This window comes from Streptomyces sp. NPDC017940, from assembly GCF_044328435.1.
Classification (GTDB): Bacteria; Actinomycetota; Actinomycetes; order Streptomycetales; family Streptomycetaceae; genus Streptomyces.
The window spans coordinates 190,186-209,816 of record NZ_JBIRHJ010000004.1; the positions used below are offsets into that span (position 1 = coordinate 190,186).

Below are 19,631 nucleotides of genomic sequence, written 5' to 3' on the forward strand. Positions count from 1 at the left end.
GCTTGTTGCCCGTGACCGCTCCGGTGGGACTACCGGCGGCTGCGTACCAGCAGATACATGAAGTACGGCGTACCGATCACGGCCGTCATGAGGCCGGCGCCGAGCTGGGCCGGCGCGATCACGGTCCGGCCCACCAGGTCGGCGACGCACACGAGGATGGCCCCCAGGAGCACGGCGACCGGCACCACCCGGGCGTGCTGACGGCCCACTAGGGCGCGGGCCGCGTGCGGTGCCACCAGGCCGACGAAGCCGATGGTGCCCGCGGCGGCCACGGCGGTGGCGCTCAGCACGACCCCGAGGGCGAGGAAGCCGAGGCGCCCGCGGCTCAGATCGAGGCCGAGCAGCCGCGGTGTGTCCTCGTCGAGCGAGACGAGGTCGAGTTCGGTGCGCCGCACGACCGCGACGGCCAGGCCCACGGCGAGGACGATGGCGAGGGGCACCACGTCGGGCAGGGTCCGCCCGTACGTGGAGCCGGAGAGCCAGGTGAGGGCCTTCGTGGCGTTGAACGGGTCGGTGAGGATGATGAGCATGCTGATCAGTGCCGCCGCCCCGGTGGCGACGCCGAAGCCGACGAGGACGAGCCGGTTCTGCTGGAACCCGCCCCGCGCGGCAAGCCCGAAGACGATCACCGCGCTCACCACGGCGCCCGCGAACGCCCCGCCTGCCAGGCTCCACGAACCGGCCACGGGCACCGTCGTCACCAGCAGGACGGCACCCGCCGCGGCACCGTTGGACACGCCGAGGACACCCGGTTCGGCCAGGGGGTTGCGGGTCACGGCCTGGATGAGTGTCCCGGAGAGGGCGAGCGCCGCGCCCGCGAGCAGGGCAGCCAGGACGCGGGGCACCCGGGTGTCGAGTACGAAGGTGACGGTCTGGCCCGCGCGGCCCTGCGCCCAGTTCAGCACGTCGCCGAGCAGCAGCTTGCTGTCACCGATGAGCACGGCGGCGACGGTGACGCCGACCAGGGCGACGGCGAGTACGGCCGTGGTGACGACGAAGACGGCCCGGCTGCGGATGCGCAGCCGGTCCACCGGGACGGTGCCGGCCGTGTCCCGGGTACGGGCGGCCATGACGATCAGGAAGACTGCGCCGACCAGGCTGGTGACGACGCCGGTCGGCACGGCGACCGACAGGTCCGACGACACCATGGCGCGCAGCAGCACGTCGGAGCCGAGCACCAGGGCCGCGCCGGTGAGCCCGGCGAGCGGCAGCCTGGCCCGCGAGCGGGTGAACGCGTGGAACCTGCGGGCGAGGGGGCGTACGAGTGCGGGGGCGCACAGGCCGACGAAGCCGACGGGCCCCGCGAGGGTGACGGCGGCGGCGGACAGCAGGGCGGCGAGGACGACGGCGGTGACGCGGGTGGAGCGTACGGGCACGCCGACGCCGCGCGCGGCCTCGTCACCGAGCGCCAGGGCGTCGACCCTGCGCGCGAGCAGCACCAGGCCGACGAGGCCCACGAGGCCGATCGGCGCCATGTGCAGCACGCCGTCGAAGCCGTTCTGCGCGATGCTGCCCTGGTTCCACTTGTAGAGGCCCTCCGTCTCCTCGGGGTACAGCAGGAGCAGGCCCTCGGTGACGGCGGTGAGGCCGAGGGTGAGGGCGCTGCCCGCGAGGACGAGCCGTACGGTGCCTGCGCCGAGGCCGGAGAGGGAGAGCACGACGGCTGCCGCCGCGAGACCGCCGAGGAAGGCGACGCCGGAGGCGGCGAGCAGCGGCAGGGAGAGGCCGACGGTGGCGGTGAGGCCGAGGGCGAAGTAGGAGCCCGCGTTGACGGCGAGGGTGTCGGGCGAGGCGAGGACGTTGCGGCTGACGGCTTGCAGAGCGGCGCCCGCCATGCCGAGCAGCACGCCGACGAGGAGGCCCGCGGTCATCCGCGGGAGCCGCGAGGCGATGACGACGGACGCGTCACCGGCCTCGGCCCGGCCGGTGAACGCCTTCCACACCTCGGGCGGGCCGACGGCGGCCGTGCCCTGGGTGATGTCCACGACCGCGAGGGCCGCGACGAGGAGGACCAGTGCGGCCGTCACCGCGGCCGCGCCCGAACGGGACGCCGCTGTCGAAGGACGGGTGGCGGGGGTGGTTGCGGTGACGGCCATGGTGTTACTTCTTCAGTGCCTTGACGACGGAGTCGACGTACTGGTTCATCGAGTCGGGGCCGCCGAACATCCAGACGCCGTCGGGCAGTCGGTGGACGTTGCCCTTCTTGACGAACGGCAGCGACGTCCAGATCTTGTCCTTCTTCAGGACGCCGGAGAACGGGTTGCTGCCCTTGTCGTCGTCGTTGCCGATGTAGGCGAACTGGACGTCGTCGTCGAGCTTGGTGAGGCCTTCGACGTCGGTGGCGCCGAGGCCGTAGCTCTTGTCGCCCTTGACCTCCCAGTTGTTCTTCAGGCCCAGCTTCTCGTTGACGGCGCCGATGAGGGAGCCGCTGGTGTAGGGCCGGATCGAGGTCTGGTTGCCGGTGACGTAACCGTCGGCGAACGCGAACTTCGCGCCCTCGTGTCCGGCGCCGGCGAGCGCCTTCCTGCCCTCGGCGAGCTTGGCCTCGAAGCCCTTCTTGAGCTTCTCGGACTGCTTCGTGGTGCCGGTGGCCTCGGCGATGAGGTCGAGGTTCTCGGTCATCTGCCCGATCGGGTCCGCGGCGTCGGCGGCGCGCAGCGTCAGGACGGGGGCGACCTCGCGGAGCTGCTTCACGGCGGCCGCGGGCAGGTCGGTGGTGGCGATGACGAGGTCGGGCTTCAGGGACGCGACGGTGTCCATGCTGGGCTCGCCGCGGGTGCCGATGTCCTTGGGGTCGTTCTTGAGCGGGGCGGCGGTGTCCCACGTCCGGTAGCCCTTGACGTCGGCGACGCCGGTGGGGTCGACGCCCAGCGATATCAGGTTCTCGACGGCGTTCCACTCGGTGCCGACGACCTTCTTCGCGGGCCCGTCCAGCTTCACCTTCGCGCCGGTGGCGTCGGTGAGGGTGATGCGGTCGGCGCTCTTCTTCTTGTCGTCGGCGGAGGGCTCGGTGGTGCCGCACGCGGACAGGGCGAGGGCCGCGGCGGTGGCGGCCGCCGCGGTGATCAGGAGGCGTCTCATGGGGTGGTGCTGAGCCTTTCGCTTCGTGAGTGGTGGCGGCCGATGGCGCGGGTGCGCAGCAGGCCGGTGAGGGGGTCGGTCTCGACCTCGATGCGAATGCCGTACGTGTCGGTCAGCCGCTGCGGTGTCAGTACGTGTGCGGGGGTGCCGTCCGCGACGACCCGTCCCGCTTCGAGCAGGAAGATCCGGTCGGCTATGGCGGCGGCCTGGTCCAGGTCGTGCAGGACGGCGCCGACGGCGATGCCGTGGTCGTCCGCCAGGTCCCGCATGAGGTCGAGGAGTTCGACCTGGTAGCGGAGGTCGAGGTAGGTGGTGGGCTCGTCGAGGAGGAGCACGCCCGTCTCCTGGGCGAGGCATCCGGCGAGCCATACGCGCTGGAGCTGGCCGCCGGACAGGTGCTCGGCCCCGCGGTCCGCTAGCTCGGCGACGCCGGTCATGGCGAGCGCGCGGTCCACCGCGGTCCGGCCGCCGGGGTCGGACTTGCCCCATCGGCCCCGGTACGGGTAGCGGCCGAATTCGACCACATCCCGTACGGTCAGACCGCTGGGTGTCGGGCGTCCTTGGGTGAGCAGGGCGACGCGGCGCGAGAACTCACGGGGGCTCAGGGCCAGGCCGTCGGTGTCGCCGTCGATGACGAGGGTGGCGGTGCGTGGCCGCTGAAGCCGTGCGAGCGTGCGAAGGAGCGTCGACTTGCCGCTTCCGTTCGGGCCCACCAGTACGGTCACTTCGCCTGGTCGCAGCGTCATCGAGGCGTCGTGTACGACATCGACGCCTTCGTACGCCACGGTGACACCCGTGGCCGACAGTTCATGACCCTCGGGCGGCGCGGCCGCTGCGGTCTTCTCGCCTACATGCACGAGGCAGAGGTTAGCCTAACCTTACATGCAGTGGAACAGGCGCCCTCTCGCAGCGACCACAAGGGTGATTTCAGCCAGACTCAGCCGTGCAGTGCTTTGAGCAAGTGGTCGCCGAACTCGGCGGGGTGAGTGGTCAGTCCGGTGTGACCGCCGGGGAAGTGCACGAGCCCGGTACCGAGGCGCTCGGCCAGGAAGGCCGCGGGACGGTAGGGCAGCTCACCGCGCGAGTCCTCTCCGCAGGCGAGCACGAGCCGGTCCGAGAGCGCCTCCAGGCGGGTGACGTCCGGGGCGTAGGACATGAAGGCGGGCACGATGCGCCCGACGAAGTACGGCAGGTTGGCCATGGTCTGCTCGGCGCGGGCCGCGGCTTGGGGCGGAAGCTCCACTCCCGCGTCCGGCCGAGCGTTGACCTCCGCCCGTGACGGGACCGTCGGTTCCGGCTTCGGCTCGGCGTTGGGCGCGGCCTTCGGTTCCGGCTCCGGCTCGGCGTCGGGCGCGGCCTTCGGTTCCGTCCTCGGCTCGGCCTCGGGCGCGGTCTTCGGTCCGGCGGCACCTCCGCCGTCCTTCTTCAGCCCCTCGGCGAACACCGCCATGGCGGGCATGAGGCCCTCGGCGTGGAAGGTCTCCCGCACGCGGGCGAGGAGCGCGCGGTGCTCGGATGCGTCCGGCAGTACCTCGACGAGCGGCGGCTCGTGCACCACGAGGCGTTCGATCCTGTCGGGCCGTGCGGTGAGCAGATGCAGGGCCGCGACGGCACCCGAGCTGGTGCCGAACACGCGGGCGGGCTCGCCGGGTGAGAGCAGGTCGAGCAGGCGCAGCGCGTCGTCGGCGTGCTCGGCCACCCGCTGCTCGGCTTCGGGGTCGTCGAGGGCGCTGCGGGACATGCCGCGCGGGTCGTAGGTCGCGACGGTGTACGCGGTGGCGAGGTCGTCGGCGACCTGGTCGAAGGCGGCGGCTCCGCCCGACCCGCCGGGGATCAGCAGCAGGAGCGGGCCCCGGCCGCGCACTTCGTAGTGCAGGGTCGCGCCGTGCACGCGGAGGTCGCCGCTCGTCGGGCCTGTCATGAGAAGTCTCCCTCACTCAGCGGGGGCCAGTTCGTCAGAAGGGTGTGCAGGGCGTCCAGGGCGCGGACCCACGAGTCCTGCGAGGAGCGCGCGTGCGCGAACCCGCCCGCGGCCTCCAGGGCGACGAACCCGTGGAAGGTGCTGCGCAGCAACCGGACCGCGTCGGTCAGGTCGGGTTCGCCGAGGCCGTAGCCGCGCAGCATCCCGTAGGTCAGCTCGACAGCGCGCCGCGGTCCGGGTGCGTCGGCGGCCAGTTCGGGGGCGATGGGGACGGGGGCCTGCGTCGCCGCGTAGCGGCCGGGGTGCCGGTGGGCGTACTCCCGCCAGGCACCGGCGAACGCGACCAGGGCGTCCTTGCCCGAGAGGCCGGCGGTGGCCTCCGCGATGCGGATGGTCTTCTCGTCCGCCGCGAGCAGGGCGATCCGCCCGCGCAGCTCCTCGAGGCCGCGCACGTGCGAGTAGAGACTCGCGTCCTTCACACCGAGCCGCCGCGCCACCTGCGCCATGGTCACCTTGTCGAAGCCGATCTCGTCCGCCAGCTCGGCGGCCGCACTCGTCACCCGTTCCCGGGTCAGTCCCGCACGCACCATGAGTTCCTCCTCGTTCCTAGGGGTCCTAGGTTAGACCTAGGACCCCTAGGTAGGGCAAACGATCAACTGTGAACGGCAAGCGGCAGGTGGCAGGCGGCAGGCGTCGGAACCCGGACCGCAGGCGGACAGTGGCCCGGCTTTGATCAGTCATAAGTCAGTCTTATGAGGTCATAGGCGGGACCCGCGTACCAGGTTAGGGTCCCCTTAGTTTACGGTTGCCTTCGAGACAGTCGTCACTGCCGAAGGGAACCTGAGCATGCACCGCCCCCTGCGGGTAGCCATCGTCGGAGCCGGACCCGCTGGGATCTACGCCGCCGACGCGCTCCTGAAGTCCGATGCCGCCGCCGACCCCGGTGTGTCCATCGACCTCTTCGAGCGGATGCCCGCCCCGTTCGGCCTGATCCGTTACGGCGTGGCGCCCGACCACCCGCGGATCAAGGGCATCATCACGGCCCTGCACCAGGTCCTGGACAAGCCGCAGATCCGCCTCTTCGGCAACGTCGACTACCCGCGCGACATCAACCTGGACGATCTGCGCTCCTTCTACGACGCGGTGATCTTCTCCACCGGTGCCACGGCCGACCGCGCCCTGGACATCCCGGGCGTGCAGCTCGACGGCTCCTACGGCGCCGCCGACTTCGTCTCCTGGTACGACGGCCACCCGGACGTCCCGCGGACCTGGCCGCTCGAAGCCGAGAAGGTCGCCGTACTCGGCGTCGGCAACGTCGCCCTCGACGTGGCGCGCATCCTCGCCAAGACGGCCGAGGAACTGCTGCCGACAGAGATCCCGCCGAACGTCCACGACGGTCTCCGGGCGAACCGGGCCAAGGAGATCCACGTCTTCGGCCGCCGCGGTCCCGCCCAGGCCAAGTTCAGCCCGATGGAGCTGCGGGAACTGGACCACTCCCCCACCATCGAGGTCATCGTCGACCCCGAGGACATCGACTACGACGACGGCTCGATCGCGACCCGCCGCAGCAACAAGCAGGCCGACATGGTCGCCAAGACGCTGGAGAACTGGGCGATCCGCGACGTGGGCGAGCGCCCGCACAAGCTGTTCCTGCACTTCTTCGAGTCGCCGACCGAGATCCTCGGTGAGGACGGCAAGGTCGTCGGCCTGCGCACCGAGCGCACCGCTCTCGACGGCACCGGCAACGTCAAGGGCACCGGCACCTTCAAGGACTGGGACGTCACCGCCGTCTACCGCGCCGTGGGCTACCTCTCCGACAAGCTGCCCAAGCTGCCCTGGGACGTCGAGTCGGGCACCGTGCCCGACAAGGGCGGCCGGGTCATCGAGGAGACCGGGGCGCACCTGCCGTCGACGTACGTCACGGGCTGGATCCGGCGCGGGCCCGTGGGCCTCATCGGGCACACCAAGGGCGACGCCAACGAGACGGTCGCCAACCTCCTGGACGACCACGCGAACGACCGCCTTCCGGCGCCCGTTTCCCCCGCGCCCGAGGCCGTGGACGCCTTCCTGTCCGAGCGGAACGTCCGCTTCACCACGTGGGAGGGCTGGTACCGCCTCGACGCCGCCGAGAAGGCGCTCGGCGAGCCGCAGGGCCGCGAACGCGTGAAGCTCGTCGAGCGTGCGGACATGCTCAGGGAGAGCGGGGCCTGACCGACGGGTCGGGCGCACGCCCCCGACACCGACCGGCCGTCGCGCTATGCGGGGCGGCCGGTTCGCCTCTTCGGACAGACCCTAAGCTGTGCGAATGCTTGTCTACGCCCCGGCGGCGCTGCTCTTCCTCGTACTCTGCTGGCGTGTCCTGCGCGAACGCCGCAAGTTCAGCAACGCGGTGCTCCTGGGGCTCGCCGCGCTCTGCGCTCTGATCGCCTGGCTCTCACAGCTGATCGGCTCCGGCTCGACGTCGGGGAGGGTCATCGCCTTCGCGTTGCTCGCGCTAGCGGCCCTCGGCACGCTGCTGCTCATCTATTTCCTCTTCTCCAACGGCCTGCACATGGTGCGCAAGGAGGGCAGGAGTCCTACCAATCTGCTCTCGCTGCTCGCGGGGGTGTCCCTGCTGGCCGTCGTCGCCCTGCTGGCCGCCGCGGCGGTGGTGCGCTCCCCGGTGCTGCTCGGCCTCGGCACGGCGGCTCTCGGCCTGACCTGCTACCTGTCGTTCCTGTTCCTCAGCCTCCTCGGCTACTCGTTCCTCTACGGGCGGTTGCAGGTCCGCCGCAAGGCCGACTACGTGGTCGTACTCGGTTCGGGCCTGATCGGCGGGACCACCGTGCCGCCGCTGCTCGCGAGCCGCCTGGACCGCGCGAAAGAGGTGCACGAGCGGATGGTCCGGCGCGGCGGCTCCCCCGTACTCATCACCTCGGGCGGCCAGGGTCCTGACGAGAAGCTGCCGGAATCGCACGCCATGGCCGACTACTTGACCGCCCGGGGATTCCCCGCCGACCTGATCGAGCGGGAGGACCGGTCGACGACCACGGAGGAGAACCTGCGGTTCAGCAAAGCGATCATGGAGAAGACCGGTCCCGGCTACCGGTGTGTCGTCGTCACGAACAACTACCACGCCTTCCGCGCCGCGTTGACCGCCCGGCGGGTCGGGGTCAGGGGCCAGGTGGTGGGCTCCCCCACGGCCTCCTACTTCTGGCCCAACGCGATGATCCGTGAGTTCGCGGCCATTCTGGACTCCTACCGGCGGACCAACATCGCCATCTGTCTGCTGCTGCTCGCCTGCGGTGTGCTCGTCTGGGCCACGCGCTGAGAACGCCTTCCGCCCGGAGGCGGGGCGCACGAAGGCATCGGCTTCCTCCCCCCGCCTCCCGCACCGGCGCCTGGTTCCCCGGCCGTCTTTGCGCCCCTGCCCGCGCCGGCCGTTCCGGGAAAACTGCGTAGCGCGGGGCTGGGCGATCCGGCGCCGGTGCGGTGGTCACAGGGGCGTCTCGCGGAGCTGACGGCGCGAGGATATGCCCAGTTTGCGGAACACGTTGCGCAGGTGCGCGTCAATCGTGCGGGGGCTGAGGAACAGCATCGCGGCCACCTCCTTGGACGTCGCGCCCGCGGCGACCTTCCCTGCGATGAGGCGTTCCTGCGCGGTGAGCCTGCCGAGCGGGTCCTCGCCGTCCCGGCGTGGCTGTCCACCGGTGGCCCGCAGCTCCCGGGCCGCGCGTTCCGCGAAGCCGCGGGCTCCCATGGCGGACAGCGTGGTGTGGGCGGCGCGCAGCTCCACCCGGGCCTCGGCCCGGCGGTGTTCGCGGCGCAGCCATTCGCCGTAGGTCAGCCGGGCGCGGGCGTGCAGGACCCGGACCCGGGTGCGGGCGAAGCGGTCGATGGCCTTCCGGTACAGCGCTTCGCAGTCCTCTTCGCGCCCGAGCAGGGCCCGCGCCTGCAACCACTCGGCGACGGCCCACGGGACGGGGTTCGCGCGGGCCACTGCCTCCAGGTGGTGCAGGGCCTCGGTGGCCTCCTCGCCGCGTCCCGCCCGTACGGCGGCCTCGACCAGTTCGGTGTAGACGGCCCAGATCGAGTACGAGCCTGCCTGATGGCGGCGCTGGGCCGCGAGGGCCGCGTCCAGTGCCGCCTCGTAGTTGCCGAGGCCGTTGTGCAGCACCGCCCTGGCGTAGTGCTCGCCGACGGTTTCGAACGGCCGCCCGCCATGGCCGAGTTGCCGTTGCAGCTCGCGGTAGCGGTCGATGTCGCCGCGGAAGCCGACCAGGACGAGTTCGGCGCCGAGGAGCGGGGCCGTGCCCGCCGCCTCGTCGATCGCGCGGGCCTCGGCGAGGCTGGCGGCCGCGTCGTCGAAGCGCCCGACGGAGACCCTGGTGATCGCCTGGTAGCGCAGCGCCTGCGGCAGGGTGGCCAGGGCGCCTTGGCGGCGGGCCACCTCCACCTGGCGGTCCGACATCTCCTCGAGCATCTCGTCGTCGCGCAGGTCGATGACGAGCTGGCAGACCAGGTTCATCCGCCAGGGACCCGTGGCGGTCGAGGTGGTGGCCGCCCGGCACGCCGTCACCGCGTCGCGCATGGTGGGCACCGCCTGCTCGACGGGCAGCATGATCTGGTCGAGGAGCGCGTGCAGGAGCAGGTCGACCGGCCGGGCGGGCTTACGCTGCGGCACCCGCTCGCGGATGTGGGCGCCGAGTTCCTTGAGCAGGCCGGGGTGGTTGTCGTTGTACATGATCGACGCGAATGCCTCCAGGTAGGTCTCCCGTGCCTGGTCCGGGGGCAGTTCCGCGGCGATGTCGATGAGCGTGGCGGTCGCCTGAGGACTGTGGGCGAGCTGGAAGTCGACGCGGGCCCGCAGCAGCCGCGCCTCCGCCCGGTCGGTGTCCTTGAGGCGGCGCTCGGTGCGGGCGACGAGCGCGCGGGCCTCGCACGGCGCACCGGCCTGGAGCCGCAGTCCGGCCGCGGCGAGCAGCCGTTCGCCCTGCCGGTCGGTGGCGGGCGTCAGCTGCCCCGCCCGCTCCATGAAGGCCGCGGCCGCGGCGAAGCCGCCGCGCAGGCGCGCACGGTCGGCGGAGCGCTCCAGTTCCGCCGCGACGTCCTCGTCGGCGTCGACGACCGCGTGGGCGCGGTGCCAGGCCCGGCGGTCGAGGTCCGTGTCCGGGTCGGTGGCCTCGGCGAGGGCGGCGTGCACACGCCGGCGTGTCCCCGGGGTGGCCGACGCGTACACCGCGGAGCGCACCAGGGGGTGCCGGAAGCGCAGCCGCGGCCCGAGGGTGAGGAGCCCGGCGTCCTCCGCGACGGCGAAGTCCCCGGGGTCGAGGGCGATGAGGGACGCCGCGCGCCGCAGCAGGGCGAGGTCACCGACCGGTTCGGCCGCGGCGAGCACCACCAGGGGCCGGACGCCGGCCGGTAACCGCGCCCATCTGTGGACGAACTTCTGCTCCAGGGCGTGCACCAGGGCTGCCCGCGGCCGCCGCGGCCTCGGCACCCCGAAGGGGCCCGCGTCGTGCGCGAACTCCAGGAGCGCCAGCGGGTTGCCGCACGCCTCGGCCAGGATCCGGTCGAACACCTCCGCGTCGAGGCCGGTGTGCGTCACCGCCCCGAGCACACTGCGGGCGGCCTCGTCGTGGAGGCCGCTCAGGAGCATCCGCGGCAGGTCGGCGAGGCCGGGCACCACCGCGGCGTCGCGGGCGGCGAACACCACCGCGACGCGTTCGGCGCCCACCCGGCGCGCCACGAACACCAGGATCTGCCGGGAGGCCTCGTCGATCCACTGGGCGTCGTCCACCACGCAGCACACCGGGTGCTCCCGTGCCGCCTCGGCCAGCAGCCCGAGGACGGCGAGGCCGACCGTCAGCGGACCGGGCGACGTCTGCTCACCCAGGCCGAACACCGCCTCGAGGGCCGCCCGTTGCACTGCGGGCAACGCGCGACGGTGGTCGAGGAGGGGAGCGCACAGCTGGTGCAGGACCGCGTACAGGAGGTCCTGTTCGAACTCGGTACCCGCGGCGCGCAGCACCTCCCACCCGTCGAGGGCCCCCACCGCCGCGTCGAGGAGCGCCGACTTGCCTATGCCCGCCTCACCCGCCACCACGACGGCCCCGCCGCGCCCGGCGGCGGCCGACGCCAGCAGCCGGTCGATCTCACGCCGCTCACCGTCGCGACCCACGAACTGCATCGAGCAGGCCTCCGGTCATTGCGTTAGACCTTCTAACAATGACGTTCATCGTGTGAGGTGACACAAGTCTTGTCAAACCGGCTTCCCGGCGCGGCTCCGGACGACCGGGCGGCGCGTGCGGGTGCTCCGCGGTCCCCAAACCACCACAGGTACGCACACCTACGTAATTTCTACCGATGCGGAGCCACCGGGCACGGGAGCATGTTCGATTCTGTCGACCCGCCCCTGAACCAGAGGGAAATCGCTTGTCCAGCTCACTTGCACCCCCCACGGCCTCCGCGCCCCCGGCCGGCCGGGTACGGGTCGCCGTCAACGCCTCCGACCCGATCAGCCGCGAGGGTGTGCGCAGCCAGCTGCGCCGTCACCCCGAGGTCGAGTTGAGCGAGGACCCCGGTCCCGCCACCGTCGTCCTCCTGATCGAGGACGTGCTCGACGAGGCCGCGCTCGCCCGGCTGCGGCGCACCGTGCGCAGCGAGGGCTCCCGTGCCGTGCTCGTCGTGGGCACGGTCCGCGAGAACGAGCTGCTCGACGTCATCGAGTGCGGTGTCGGCGCCATCGTGTGGCGTCGCGAGGCCACCGCGCACCGCCTGGTGCAGGCCGTCCTCACCACCGCCAAGGGCGGCGGCGACCTGCCCGCGGACCTCCTTGGCAGGCTCATCAGCCAGGTCGGGCGCCTGCACAGGACCGGCACCGACCAGCCGACGTCCTTCCGCGGGCTCACCTCCCGCGAGGTGGACGTCGTACGCCTGGTCGCCGAGGGCCTGGACACCACGGAGATCGCCGCCAAGCTGTCCTACTCCGAACGCACCGTCAAGAACGTGATGCACGGCCTCACCACCCGCCTGCACCTGCGCAACCGCTCGCACGCGGTGGCCTACGCCCTCCGCGAGGGCTACATCTGAGCCGGCGCTCCCGCGGCGGCCGCCCCTTGGGGCACCGGCGCTGCCCCGCCGCCGTCCTGGCCGTGCCTGCCGACCGGACGGCGCGGACGGCACGATCGGGAGCGGGGCCGCCAAGAGTCCGTCCGGGCGGCGGACGGCGTGAGGGAGCGCAAGCGTGATTCATGACGTGGACGAGGTACTCAAAGGCCTCGTCGGCGGCGGGGCACTGGCCGGTTCCGGCATCGACGTGTCCTTCGACGTGCCCTACCGCGACTGGGCCGCCCGGCGCAACGCGCCCGTCATCAACGCCTATCTGTACGACATCCGCGAGGACGTGTCCCGGCGCCAGCGCGGCCACCAGGAGCTGCGCGACACCGAGGACGTCGTCGTACGCCGCCGCAGGCCGCCGCGCTGGTTCCGGCTCTCCTACCTGGTGACGGCCTGGACGAAGACCCCGCAGGACGAGCACCGGCTGCTGTCCGCCGTCCTCGCCACCCTGCTGCCGCACGAGCTCCTGTCCGCCGCGGAACTCCCGGGCGCCCTCGGCCGCCTGGGCCTCTCGGTACCGCTGACGGTGGCGAGCAACCAGTCCGAGGCCCGCTCCCTCGCCGACATCTGGTCCGCTCTCGGCGGCGAGCTGAAACCGTCCCTGGACGTCGTCCTGACCGTGCCGTTCCCGGCCTACCCCGACTACGACGCGGGGCCGCCGGTCACCGAGGGGGCGACGGTCCGGGTCCGCGGCGTCGACGGCGGTCCGCCCCGGTCGGAGGAACGCTCCCACCGGCCCCACCAGGTGGCGGCGGCACGTACCGCTCGCGGCCGGTCGGATCGCGCACGCGCGGCGGCCCGCCGCACGGAACAGCCGTGAGCGCCGCGCCCCCGCATGACGCCTTCGCCGGGGCCTCCCCGGTGCGGGACCCCGGGGCGGAGGACCCGGCACGCTTCCTGCTCGACCGGCTCGACCGGCTGCGGCGTTCGGTGACCGCGCTGGTCGAACACCGCTCCGCCGACGACCCAACCGCGAACGATCCGCTGCGGGGTCTGTACGTGTCCGGGGATGCCCTGAACCACCTGCTGCGGGAGTGGCCGCGTGCGGTGCCCGGTACGGAGGTGCCGTGCCCAGCACCCGGTACGGAGGTCCGGCCCGGCGGACCCGCGCCTGGGTCGGGGGACGACGGGGACCGCCTGGCCAGGGTCGCGGCTCGGCTGCGCCTGACCGAGCTGGACGCGGCCGTCCTCCTCATCGCCCTCGCCCCCGATCTCGACCGCACCTTCGAACCGCTCTACGGCTACCTCAACGACGACGTGAGCCGCCGCCGCGCCACCGTCGGACTGGCCCTGGAGCTGTGCGGCATACCGGCGCACCTGCCCGAGGCGCGCGTCCGCTTCCACCTCTCGGCGCCCCTGCGGGCGCTCGGCCTGCTGACCGTGGAGGACGTCGAACGCCCTCTCCTCACCCGCTCGTTGTGCGTGCCCGACCGGGTCACCGCCCATCTCTTGGGCGACGACACCGCCGACGCCGCGCTCCTCGGGCGGTTGCACCCGCTGCCGGACCCGCGGCCCGGCGCCGCGCGCGGTGCGGACTTCGGGAAGCGACTCGCCGATCTGCTGGGGCAAGGAGTGTGCGCCGTCTACCTCCGCGAGCAGCGCGAGGGCGACGCCATGGCCGTCCTCGCGGCCGCCCTGCACACGGCGGGCATGGACGCGCTGCGCTTCTCCGGCTCCGCGGACCAGGTACCCGAGGTGCTGCGGGAGGCCCGCCTCAGCGGCCGGGCGGTGGTGGTGTGCGGTCTGCCCGAGGAACCGGGCCCGATGGTGGCCGAGTTGGCGGCGGCCACGGATGTGAACGTGCTGCTCGCCGACCCTCGCCCCTACGATCCGCAGTGGTCCACGCACGACCCGCTGGTACTGCACGCACCCCGGCAACCGGCGGGCGGCACACCTGCCTGGCGGACGGCGCTCGGTCCGGACGCCGACGGCTTCGACCTGGCCGCGACCGTTGCCCCGTACCATCTCGGCGGGGAACGCATCGGGCGCGCCGCACGCGCCGCAGCGGCGCTCGCCGCCTTCGACGGGACCCCGCTGACCGCCGCCCACGTCCGTCTCGCCGCCCGGCAGCAGTCGGCGTCGGGCCTCGAACGGCACGCGCGCCGCATCCGGCCCGCGGTGGCCTGGCAGGACCTGGTCCTGCCCGAAGGCCCCCTCGCCCAACTGCGGGAACTCTCCCTGCGTGCCCGGCACCGCGACCGGGTCCTCGGCGACTGGCGGCTCAGCGCGGGCGGCGGCCGCGGCCGGGGGGTCCTCGGGCTCTTCGCGGGCGACTCCGGTACCGGCAAGACGCTCTCCGCGGAAGTGATCGCCGCCGATCTGGGGGTCGACCTCTATGTGGTCCAGCTCTCCTCGATCGTGGACAAGTACGTCGGTGAGACCGAGAAGAACCTGGAGCGGATCTTCACGGAGGCCGACCGCACGGACGCCGTGCTCCTCTTCGACGAGGCCGACGCCGTCTTCGGCAAGCGCTCGGAGGTCAAGGACGCCCACGACAGGTACGCCAACCTGGAGAGCGCCTATCTGCTGCAACGCCTGGAGTCGTTCGACGGCATCGCGCTCCTGACCACCAATCTGCGCGCCAACATCGACGACGCGTTCACCCGCCGCCTCGACCTGGTGGTCGACTTCCCCTTCCCCGACGCCGAGCAGCGCCTGGCGCTGTGGCGGCACGGCCTGGCGCACGTCCCCCGCGCCGAGGGCATCGACACCACCGCCCTGGCCCGGGACTTCGAGCTGGCGGGCGGCGGGATCCGCAGCGCGGTGGTCACCGCCGCCTATCTCGCGGCGGGCCGGGACGAGCCGGTCGGCGCGGGCGACCTCCTGGAGGGGGCCCGCCGTGAGTACCGCAAGGCGGGCCGCCTGGTGCCGGGCGAAGCGAGCTGGTGACGACATACCGCGAGACGGCCGGGCAGCCGGGGTTGCCCGCAGGGGCGGCCGTGATGGCCTCCGACGCCCGAACCCGGCAGTGATCGCGTACCGGACCCCCGCTGCGCGCCGCCACGCCCCGGCCTGACAGGCCCGCGGCGCCGGTGCCGTCCTCGCGGCGCACCCGGACCGGCGGCGGCGGGGCCGGGCGAAGTGCCCTTGCGGGCACCGGCCTTGCCCGGTGACAGGCACCCGGGGACGTTTCGACGGCAGGACGCACACGCCAGGGTGAGGACGTCCCGTTTCGTACCCCGAGGAGAGCAGAGCATGCCGTCCTACCTGTCGCCCGGCGTCTACGTCGAGGAGGTGTCCAGCGGTTCACGCCCGATCGAGGGAGTGGGCCCCTCCGTGGCGGCCTTCGTCGGGCTCGCGCCGACCGGGCCGCTCAACGAACCCACGCTGGTGACCAACTGGACTCAGTACGTCACCTCGTTCGGCGACTTCACCGACGGGTACTACCTCGCCCACTCCGTGTACGGATTCTTCAACAACGGCGGTTCCGCCGCCTACGTCATCCGGGTGGGCGGCTCCGCCGAGGGCGCCGCCGGTGACGGCGCGGCCCCGGCAGCGGTGACCGGCACGGCCCCCGCCGCCACGCTGCACGCCGCCGAGCCGAAGCAGCTCGGCGCGTTCTCCGTGGCGGCCACCGCGCAGGGCGGCGCGGGCCCGCTGACGGTGGAGGTCGCCGACCCCGAGGGCGAGGGCCCCGCCGAGCGCTTCAAGCTGATCGTCAAGGACGGCGACAGGCAGGTCGAGACGTTCGACGTGAGCGCCAAGAAGGGCAACAGGGCCTACGTCGTCACCCAGGTCAAGGAGCGCTCCAAGCTCATCACGGTGACGGAGGCCGCGTCGGCGGCGCAGCTCACCCGCCCGGAGAACCAGACGGTCACCCTGGCCGCGTCGCCCGCCGCAGAGCCCGCCCCGGCGCCGGTGGAGCGGGAGGCACCCGCCCACCCCGGCCCGGCCCAGTACCTCGGGGACTCGGCGGACCGCACCGGCTTCGGTGGCCTGGAAGCCGTCGACGAGATCTCCATGGTGGCCGTGCCCGACCTCATGGCCGCCTACCAGCGGGGCGCGATCGACCTGGAGGCCGTCAAGGCCGTGCAGCTCGGGCTCATCGCCCACTGCGAGCTGATGGGTGACCGGGTCGCCGTCATCGACCCGCCCCCGAGCCTCAACGCCCGTCAGATCCGGGTCTGGCGCCAGGAGACGGCAGGCTACGACTCCAAGTACGCGGCCCTGTACTACCCCTGGCTGAAGTCCTTCGACCCGGCCACGGGCCAGGCCCGCATGGTCCCGCCGAGCGGCCACGTCGCCGGCATCTGGGCCCGCAACGACTTCGAGCGCGGGGTGCACAAGGCTCCCGCCAACGAGGTGGTGCGCGGCGCCGTCGACCTGGAGCTACAGATCACCCGGGGCGAGCAGGACCTGCTCAACCCCATCGGTGTCAACTGCATCCGCGCCTTCCCCGGCCGGGGCATCCGCGTCTGGGGAGCACGCACCCTGTCCTCGGACCCGGAGTGGCGCTACCTGAACATCCGCCGGTACTTCAACTACCTGGAGGAGTCGATACTCATCGGCACCCAGTGGGTGGTGTTCGAGCCGAACGACCATGCGCTGTGGGCCCGCATCCGCCGCAACATCTCGGCGTTCCTGGTCAACGAGTGGCGCAGTGGCGCGCTCTTCGGCCAGCGGCCCCAGGAGGCCTTCTACGTCAAGTGCGACGAGGAGACCAACCCGCCGGAGTCGGTCGACCTCGGCCGGGTCATCTGCGAGATCGGTGTCGCCCCCGTCAAGCCGGCGGAGTTCGTGATCTTCCGGCTTTCGCAGTTCTCCAGCGGCAACGGCGAGCTGGAGGAGTAGGCCGGAAGCGCAGCACCTCCGAAGCGCAGAGGTCTTCAAGCCCAGTAGCCCAGAAGTACAAGCCCAGAAGCCTAGAAAGACAGCGAACACATGAGTCTCATGCAGGGCGACTCCCTCACTTCACACAACTTCGGTCTCCAGATCGACGGTGTGATGGTCGAGTACCTCGCGGAGGTCAGCGGTCTCAGCATCGAACAGGACGTCATCGTCAGCCCGCAGAACACCGCCCAGGGCAAGATCGACATCAATCTGCTGCCGGGTGTGCAGAAGAACGGGCAGTGCACCGTGGTGCGCGGCATGACGCAGTCGACCGCGTTCACGACGTGGATCAACGACTCGATCAACGGCCGGATGAGCACGGCCCGCAAGAACGCCTCCATCATCATGATGGACTACGAGGACAACCCGGTGAAGCGCTACAACCTGCGCAACGCCTGGTGCAGCAAGATCGACGCCAGCACCCTGAAGGCCGGTGAGGCCGCCGTGCTGAGCGAGACCGTGACCATCGTGTTCGAAGAACTGGTCATCGAATAATGCGGCGCACGGCTGCCGGTGCGCCGGAGGCGGGCACGGCCGCCGCGGCGCCACCGGCCCCCCAGATCGCGGCGGCGGAAGCGGAGTCCCCCCTTACGTCTTCCGCCGCCGCTCCCACCGGGACGGCTCCCCGGGTCCTTCGCACCGAGTTCCCCTTCCAACTGCCGCGCGGCTACGTCGACGAGGCGGGCACCGTCCACCGGAACGGCGTGATGCGCCTGTCCACGGCGCGGGACGAACTCGTCCCGCTGCGTGACGTGCGGGTCCAGGAGAACCCCGCGTACCTGTCGGTGGTGCTGCTCGGCCGGGTCATCACCCGGCTCGGCTCCCTGCCGAGCGTGCACGACGGCACGGTGGAGAGCATGTTCGCCTCCGACCTCGCCTTCCTCCAGGACTTCTACCGCCAGATCAACGCCGAGGGCCACACCCGCGCCGCCGTGGAGTGCCCGCACTGCTCCGAGCCGTTCGAGGTGGAACTCGGCGGGAGCCGCCTGGGGGAATCGTGACGTACGCGACCGACCGGCTGCACGAGGAGATCGCGTACGTGGCCTACCACTTCCACTGGAACCTGGAGACGATCCTGGACCTGGAACACCACGACCGCCGCCGGTACACGAACCAGATCGCCGCCTTCGTGACGGGCGCCGGGGCGGAGGGCTGAGGTTTGGGGTTCTTGGATCGGTTCCGGGGCAGGGGCGGGACCCGGGGCGGGGCGTCCGACGGTGTGCGCCAGGTGGGCGGGGCGCCTGATGCCATGCATTCGGTGGGCGGGGATGGGTCCGGTCACGCCGGTGCCCCGTCGGCTGCGGTTGTCGGGTACGGAGGTCCGGTTCCCGGCGCGTGGGCCGGGTTGCCGCCGGTCCAGCGGTCCCTGGGGGACGGCGGGGCCGGTGTCGCGGACTCCGCGTTCGGCAGGCGGCTGCCCACCTGGCAGAACCCGTCCTTCACCCGTACGTCGTCCCGGCTCGGTGTGCTGGACGAGGCGTCGAGCAGTCGGCTCTCGTCCTCGTCGGCCGCGGCACTGAGCGACACGGCGCGGCCTGTGACGGGCCTTGAGAGGGCCTCGGGTGCGGCTTCCTGGACACCGGTGCAGCCCCCGACGCCCTCGTCGCCCTCGCCCTCGTCGGGGCTCCCGACGCCTGCGGTACCGCTTCGGGAGGTGCAGCGGGCGGCGGGGCCCGGGGCGCGGAGCGTGGGGGCGCCCGGAAGGCAGGGTGTGGCTGTTTCTGCCGCTCGGCGCGGCGGGGTCGGTGGCGTGCAGGGTTCTGGCGCGGCAGGTGTTCGTGGGAACCGGACCGCAGGGGTTCAGGCGTCTGGGGCTCAGGTCCCTCGGGTTCGGGCGTCTGGGGCTCAGGTCCCTCGGGTTCGGGCGTCTGGGGCTCAGGTCCCTCGGGTTCGGGCGTCTGGGGCTCAGGCCTCTGGGGTTCGCGCTGTAGGGGTTGGGGCTTCTGGTGCCCCGGGGCCTGTGGTGCAGAGTCCTGCGGTCCCAACTGCTGCGGTTCATACGCAGGCGGTCCCAACTCCTGCGGTCGCAACTCCTGTGAGGCAAAGCCCCGGGGCCCAGAAATCTGGAGTCCAGCGGTCCACGGCGGGCCGACCCCCTGGAGACCAGCGTTCCGGCGCGCGGACCCCTGCCGCTCCTGCCGCTCCTGCCGTTCCTGTCGTGCGGCGTTCGCATGCCGTGCGGGAGGTCGGAAGCGTGACGGCGGCCGTCACGTCGTCACGCGTGCCGAGCACGGCTACACCGTCGCCCACCGCCCCGGTCGGCGGGGTTCGCGTGACGCCCGCCCCTGCGACGGCGGCTCCGCGGCCGCGTCCCCTGACCAAGGCGCCGCTCGCGCCTCCCGCGGCCGTACGGCGCCGTGCCCTGCCTGTGGCCCGTCGGGAGTCCGCTCCGGTACGGGTTGATGCCTCCCGTACGGGGTCGGCCCCACCCGGAGGCGATGGCGAGGAGCGAGGCGGAGGCCTAGCGCCCTCCCCTCCGCAAGCGTTCTCGCAGGCGTTGGCGGGCGCTGCGGGCCCAACGGGCGACTCGGATTCCTCAGACGCGCCGGGTACTCCACTTACTCCGGTCGCGCCGGGTGCTTCGGTCGCGCCGGGTGCTTCGGTCGCGCCGAGCCCTACTGCGGCGCCGGTTCCTGCCGAGGCGCCGGGTTCTGCCCAGGCGCTGGGTTCTGCCCCGGGCCCGACCAGTATCCCGCCGACT

16 protein-coding genes are annotated in these 19,631 nt (G+C 72.4%); 9 read left to right on the forward strand and 7 right to left on the reverse strand.

The features are described from left to right. Positions 1-29: 29 nt before the first annotated feature. From ACH4DX_RS15390 to ACH4DX_RS15410, 5 genes are all read right to left on the reverse strand, one after another. Complete coding sequence (locus tag ACH4DX_RS15390; protein WP_398155423.1) at positions 30-2,096, reverse strand: iron ABC transporter permease; 2,067 nt, start codon at positions 2,094-2,096, stop codon at positions 30-32. Positions 2,097-2,100: 4 nt separating this feature from the next. After that, positions 2,101-3,081 (reverse strand): iron-siderophore ABC transporter substrate-binding protein, encoded by a 981-nt coding sequence (locus tag ACH4DX_RS15395; RefSeq protein ID WP_398155424.1) that lies wholly within the window; start codon positions 3,079-3,081, stop codon positions 2,101-2,103. Next, positions 3,078-3,938: an ABC transporter ATP-binding protein gene (locus tag ACH4DX_RS15400; RefSeq protein WP_398119041.1), complete on the reverse strand. Its 861-nt coding sequence runs from the start codon at positions 3,936-3,938 to the stop codon at positions 3,078-3,080. The genes ACH4DX_RS15395 and ACH4DX_RS15400 overlap by 4 nt, the downstream gene beginning before the upstream one ends. A gap of 80 nt (positions 3,939-4,018) precedes the next feature. Then, positions 4,019-5,002 (reverse strand): alpha/beta fold hydrolase, encoded by a 984-nt coding sequence (locus tag ACH4DX_RS15405; protein ID WP_398155425.1) that lies wholly within the window; start codon positions 5,000-5,002, stop codon positions 4,019-4,021. Beyond that, positions 4,999-5,592, reverse strand: coding sequence for a TetR/AcrR family transcriptional regulator (locus ACH4DX_RS15410; protein WP_398155426.1), 594 nt, complete (start codon positions 5,590-5,592; stop codon positions 4,999-5,001). Before ACH4DX_RS15410 ends, ACH4DX_RS15405 begins: the two co-directional genes overlap by 4 nt. A gap of 256 nt (positions 5,593-5,848) precedes the next feature. On the opposite strand from ACH4DX_RS15410, the gene ACH4DX_RS15415 reads away from it, so the two are divergent. Both ACH4DX_RS15415 and ACH4DX_RS15420 read left to right on the forward strand, forming a co-directional pair. Further along, positions 5,849-7,213: an FAD-dependent oxidoreductase gene (locus ACH4DX_RS15415; RefSeq protein ID WP_398155427.1), complete on the forward strand. Its 1,365-nt coding sequence runs from the start codon at positions 5,849-5,851 to the stop codon at positions 7,211-7,213. 94 nt (positions 7,214-7,307) lie between these two features. Further along, the gene (locus ACH4DX_RS15420; protein ID WP_398155428.1) at positions 7,308-8,312 is read left to right on the forward strand and encodes a YdcF family protein; all 1,005 of its coding nucleotides are present in this window, start codon (positions 7,308-7,310) and stop codon (positions 8,310-8,312) included. 165 nt (positions 8,313-8,477) lie between these two features. Here the strand turns inward: ACH4DX_RS15420 and ACH4DX_RS15425 are convergent, their stop codons facing one another. Further along, positions 8,478-11,171, reverse strand: coding sequence for an AAA family ATPase (locus ACH4DX_RS15425; RefSeq protein WP_398155429.1), 2,694 nt, complete (start codon positions 11,169-11,171; stop codon positions 8,478-8,480). Between the two features lie 245 nt (positions 11,172-11,416). On the opposite strand from ACH4DX_RS15425, the gene ACH4DX_RS15430 reads away from it, so the two are divergent. The 7 genes from ACH4DX_RS15430 to ACH4DX_RS15460 all read left to right on the forward strand — a co-directional run bounded on the left by ACH4DX_RS15430 (position 11,417) and on the right by ACH4DX_RS15460 (position 18,086). Next, positions 11,417-12,073: a response regulator transcription factor gene (locus ACH4DX_RS15430; RefSeq protein WP_398119029.1), complete on the forward strand. Its 657-nt coding sequence runs from the start codon at positions 11,417-11,419 to the stop codon at positions 12,071-12,073. Between the two features lie 154 nt (positions 12,074-12,227). Next, positions 12,228-12,920 (forward strand): DUF4255 domain-containing protein, encoded by a 693-nt coding sequence (locus ACH4DX_RS15435; protein WP_398155430.1) that lies wholly within the window; start codon positions 12,228-12,230, stop codon positions 12,918-12,920. Next, complete coding sequence (locus ACH4DX_RS15440) at positions 12,917-14,989, forward strand: ATP-binding protein (RefSeq protein WP_398155431.1); 2,073 nt, start codon at positions 12,917-12,919, stop codon at positions 14,987-14,989. Before ACH4DX_RS15435 ends, ACH4DX_RS15440 begins: the two co-directional genes overlap by 4 nt. A gap of 306 nt (positions 14,990-15,295) precedes the next feature. Next, positions 15,296-16,891: a phage tail sheath subtilisin-like domain-containing protein gene (locus ACH4DX_RS15445; protein ID WP_398155432.1), complete on the forward strand. Its 1,596-nt coding sequence runs from the start codon at positions 15,296-15,298 to the stop codon at positions 16,889-16,891. A gap of 90 nt (positions 16,892-16,981) precedes the next feature. Next, complete coding sequence (locus tag ACH4DX_RS15450) at positions 16,982-17,425, forward strand: phage tail protein (protein ID WP_030567783.1); 444 nt, start codon at positions 16,982-16,984, stop codon at positions 17,423-17,425. Then, positions 17,425-17,931 carry a hypothetical protein gene (locus ACH4DX_RS15455; RefSeq protein ID WP_398155433.1) on the forward strand — a complete coding sequence of 169 codons (507 nt, stop codon included), beginning with the start codon at positions 17,425-17,427 and terminating at the stop codon, positions 17,929-17,931. Before ACH4DX_RS15450 ends, ACH4DX_RS15455 begins: the two co-directional genes overlap by 1 nt. Next, entirely contained in the window at positions 17,928-18,086 is a 159-nt protein-coding gene (locus ACH4DX_RS15460) for a DUF6760 family protein (RefSeq protein ID WP_398155434.1), read from the forward strand. Before ACH4DX_RS15455 ends, ACH4DX_RS15460 begins: the two co-directional genes overlap by 4 nt. Positions 18,087-18,208: 122 nt before the next feature. Here ACH4DX_RS15460 and ACH4DX_RS15465 read toward each other — a convergent pair whose 3' ends face one another. Next, entirely contained in the window at positions 18,209-18,457 is a 249-nt protein-coding gene (locus ACH4DX_RS15465) for a hypothetical protein (protein WP_398155435.1), read from the reverse strand. Between the last annotated feature and the right edge of the window lie 1,174 nt (positions 18,458-19,631).

Bases quoted from the DNA above. Each gene is read 5' to 3' on its own strand.
- ACH4DX_RS15390 (WP_398155423.1), bottom strand. From the start codon at position 2,096: ATGGCCGTCACCGCAACCACCCCCGCCACCCGTCCTTCGACAGCGGCG.
- ACH4DX_RS15395 (WP_398155424.1), bottom strand. From the start codon at position 3,081: ATGAGACGCCTCCTGATCACCGCGGCGGCCGCCACCGCCGCGGCCCTC.
- ACH4DX_RS15405 (WP_398155425.1), bottom strand. From the start codon at position 5,002: ATGACAGGCCCGACGAGCGGCGACCTCCGCGTGCACGGCGCGACCCTG.
- ACH4DX_RS15410 (WP_398155426.1), bottom strand. From the start codon at position 5,592: ATGGTGCGTGCGGGACTGACCCGGGAACGGGTGACGAGTGCGGCCGCC.
- ACH4DX_RS15415 (WP_398155427.1), top strand. From the start codon at position 5,849: ATGCACCGCCCCCTGCGGGTAGCCATCGTCGGAGCCGGACCCGCTGGG.
- ACH4DX_RS15420 (WP_398155428.1), top strand. From the start codon at position 7,308: ATGCTTGTCTACGCCCCGGCGGCGCTGCTCTTCCTCGTACTCTGCTGG.
- ACH4DX_RS15425 (WP_398155429.1), bottom strand. From the start codon at position 11,171: ATGCAGTTCGTGGGTCGCGACGGTGAGCGGCGTGAGATCGACCGGCTG.
- ACH4DX_RS15445 (WP_398155432.1), top strand. From the start codon at position 15,296: ATGCCGTCCTACCTGTCGCCCGGCGTCTACGTCGAGGAGGTGTCCAGC.
- ACH4DX_RS15450 (WP_030567783.1), top strand. From the start codon at position 16,982: ATGAGTCTCATGCAGGGCGACTCCCTCACTTCACACAACTTCGGTCTC.
- ACH4DX_RS15455 (WP_398155433.1), top strand. From the start codon at position 17,425: ATGCGGCGCACGGCTGCCGGTGCGCCGGAGGCGGGCACGGCCGCCGCG.